Below are 3412 nucleotides of genomic sequence, written 5' to 3'. Positions count from 1 at the left end.
AATGCGGCCGCGGCCTTGGCTTCGCGGATGAAACGCTGTTTGTCTTTATCGGACCGGGTGAGATGCGAAGGCAAAAACTTGAGGGCGACGGTGCGGTCCAGTTTGGTATCTCGGGCTTTGTACACGATGCCCATTCCACCACGACCGAGTATGTCAGTAATATGATAATGCCCAAACAAGGCATCGATCCTGTGATCCTCATCGAACTGGCTCTGGGCGATTACATCCAAAGACGGGGCGACTACATCTTCTTCAAAATGCCCCATGAAGGAGAGAGCTTTTTCTCCATGCTCCAGCAGTGACTGAACTTCGTTGCGCAGAGCTTTATCCTCTCCGCACTGGTTATCGATGAACGCAGTCCGATCCTCAGGCGGAAGCGCAAGCGCCTGTTCAACTAGGGTTTCTATTTTGGTCCATCGGTCTGAATTCATAGAAGTAGGTTTCCTACATGCAGATTTATTTCATCTCATTTCATTCTTCTGTTTTTGCTCATTTTAAGTGCTTTCAGTGAAACGGCAGGTTCTGATGTTATAATACCTTTCACCACGCAGAGAGTAACAGACAATCATAGTTTCGTCTCAGGATTTAGCACGGAGCTCAGGTATTTATCAAGAATCTAACTCGCCGGCAGATTCCAACTCAGTTTTTAATTCGCGGTAGATCCATAACTGAGCCGTTTTCCATCCTCGTTTAACCGTAGAGGGTGATATTCCCAGTGCTTCTGCTGTTTCTTCAATCGTCATTCCTCCGAAGAAACGGCATTCCACAATTTTGCAAAGTTTCTCGTTCTCCCCTTCAAGACGTTTCAGGGCTTCGTCTAAAGCTATGAGTGCTTTATTATGTTCATCTGAAAATGTCAATTTACCACTGGCGGCGAGATTTAACTTTTCAAAAGATACTCTTTCTTGATCTCCACCGCGTTTCTGCCTGTTTTTGTCGCGTGCATAATTGATCAAAATATGGCGCATTACTTTGGAAGCTGCGGCAAAGAAATGTGTTCTCGACTGCCATTCAACCTCTGACTGATCTACCAATTTCAGGTAAGCTTCATGTAGAACAGCCGTGGTGTTCATTGTTTCATTTCCATGCCATTTTCGACGTCTTCCACGGGCTATTTTGTACAACTCATCGTAAACATGTTCGAAAAGCTTATTGACTGCCTGTTGATCTTCCCGATCATAATTTTGCAGAAGCTGTGTAACGGTCTGCTGAGGCGTTCTCTTCATATCGAGTCACCAAATGATTGAAATAAAGGGTTTTGTTTTATAGAACTTTCCCGTGCTCTATGGTGCAGCTTACACTCCCCCTCGTACTCAAGAGTTAGACAAATATGCAGAATAGCGCTGGTATATTCAACTATTAACAAATGAGAAGTTACCCCGTTTTTATAATGTAACCTTATTGTATGTCCTTTGTCTTTTTGTCTTGATACACCCCGACAGTAGTCGGGACCAGTATATGTGTCGTCCTGATTTTAGTTGACTCATTGTACGGTTTTTTGGGTATAATAATTCTTCCATTTTCTTTGCAGAAGTCCTGTTCTTGAGTGGGCTTGGTTAGGGGTTAGCCGTTCAATACTACTATGAGGACGAACCTGGTTATAAAACTCAATATTTACCGGTATTTCTTTGAACGCTTGAGCTTTATTTGAATATCCTTCTTTATAATTGTTCATAAACTCATCTTTCAACGTGAGATTTATTCGTTCAGCGACAGGATTCTCCAGAGGATCACTGTTTTGTGTCATACTTGGTTGAATCTTGTGTAGAGTGAGTCGTTCAATATAGTCTCCACAACAATACTGTACCCCACGATCTGAGTGATGGATAAGCTCCTCCAGGGAGCCTTCGGTTTGATCAATCCCCATCTGCAAGGCCTGCACAGCCCAACTGGCTTCCAGTGTCTGGCCTACAGCATATCCCATAACCTTCCTGGAATACAGATCTGTTATTAAAAACAGATACAAAAAGCCCTGCTCTTTCTGGCACCACACAAACGTAATATCGCTGACCCACACCTGATTAGGCCCGTCTGGGGTGCACCCTTCAATTAAATTGGCAAATCGGTGATAGTGATGGTAACTGTTCGTTGTTCGCGCGCGCTTGCTTTTGCGGCGAACCAGCAACCCATACTCCCTCAACAAATCAAAGAACTTATCACGGCCAATGGAAATCCCATGCAGGACAAAATCTTCCTGTAAACAGGCCAAAAGATTGCGTCCGCTTCCTTTTTTCCAAATCCTTCGCTTTTCTCGAATCAACTCTACAACCAAATATTCATCAAAGGCTTGCTTTTCTTTGCGATCAATCGATTGATAATACGCTTGTTTACTGTAGCCAAACACCCGGCAAGCATCCTGCACGCAGAAGGCTTTCCCTAACTGTTGTTTGCATCGGGCGATTGCCTGGCTCCAAACTTTTTTCGTATATCGACCCCAAGCTCTTCTTCGGCTACTTCAACGACCTTTTACCATAGATCCGCTCGCATTCTCTCTGCTTTTAACTCCTGCTTCAATCGAGCGATTTCCTTCTCCGCTTTGCGCTGGTTGTTTGTTTTTGCCATTTGAACAGAATTTTCAGAGACTTCTCCTCCGCTGCGATAATCAGTGACTCCACTAAAAGAGCGCATCCAGTACAAAATATTGCAATTGCCTTTAATGGAATAGACCCGGCGGGCCTCTTCTTTCGTTAAGGTTCCGGAAAGTACTTGCTGAACGACTTTCCATTTAAATTCTTCACTATAAATACCATTTTTAGATGACATTTTGTTATCCTGTTTTACGTTGACATTTTAAGTTTAATTCGTCAACCTATTTCAGGACGACACAATAGCTGGACAAGAAATCAAGGCCCCGACGTTTCGGGACAGGCTGTGAATAGTTGGCGGCGGACACGAGTTCACCGTGGAATCCTTTTCCCAACGTTCCCTTTGGGGCAATGGTCCATCACGCTTTCAGCCCATAAAATTCGCTTCTCACCGCTCATTTTTTGAACGCGAAGCGATATGAAAGGATTCTCCCCACGGTTCAATCGTTGTCCTTTTTTCCGCCAACTATTCAAGGCCAATTACTCTTTCATGATTACCATTTCCACTTAATAAATAGTATAAATATTTGATTATAATCATCTTAAACAGGTTAAAATTGAGAATATCAGGTTAACTTTTATTAACAAATGCTTTTCAAAGAGGTGAGATATAACCCCGATTAGATAATTCAGTGTGCATTGAGTTTAAATGACCCAATGCAAAAAATTCGGTGTATGTGTATGTGAAGGATGGACAATCTGATCTCAATTGTTTCATTCCTCACTCTCTAGAATCCATAAAGCAGACAAGAGGACATTATGAAAAACGTAAAAACAGCAATCTTATTTATAGCAGCGATATCAGTATTGATATTTACTCGCGAAGC

The 3412-nt window shown here is 42.8% G+C and carries 3 protein-coding genes and 1 pseudogene; all 4 read right to left on the bottom strand.

Annotated elements, in window-relative coordinates:
* Positions 1–431, bottom strand: a pseudogene (locus L6773_RS21025) (hypothetical protein); the annotation flags it as partial.
* A gap of 177 nt (positions 432–608) precedes the next feature.
* On the bottom strand, positions 609–1226 hold the full coding sequence (locus L6773_RS21020; protein ID WP_237856643.1) for a sigma-70 family RNA polymerase sigma factor: 618 nt from the start codon (positions 1224–1226) through the stop codon (positions 609–611).
* Between the two features lie 257 nt (positions 1227–1483).
* Complete coding sequence (locus tag L6773_RS21015) at positions 1484–2401, bottom strand: IS3 family transposase (RefSeq protein WP_369431609.1); 918 nt, start codon at positions 2399–2401, stop codon at positions 1484–1486.
* 65 nt (positions 2402–2466) lie between these two features.
* Positions 2467–2763, bottom strand: coding sequence for a hypothetical protein (locus L6773_RS21010; protein ID WP_237856641.1), 297 nt, complete (start codon positions 2761–2763; stop codon positions 2467–2469).
* Between the last annotated feature and the right edge of the window lie 649 nt (positions 2764–3412).

The sequence above is a fragment of the Rhodohalobacter sulfatireducens genome (assembly GCF_022012475.1).
Lineage (GTDB): Bacteria > Bacteroidota > Rhodothermia > Balneolales > Balneolaceae > Rhodohalobacter > Rhodohalobacter sulfatireducens.
Note: the sequence above shows the minus strand (reverse complement) of the source record. Positions and strands in the feature narration are given on the sequence as shown.

Bases quoted from the DNA above. Each gene is read 5' to 3' on its own strand.
- L6773_RS21020 (WP_237856643.1), bottom strand. From the start codon at position 1,226: ATGAAGAGAACGCCTCAGCAGACCGTTACACAGCTTCTGCAAAATTAT.
- L6773_RS21010 (WP_237856641.1), bottom strand. From the start codon at position 2,763: ATGTCATCTAAAAATGGTATTTATAGTGAAGAATTTAAATGGAAAGTC.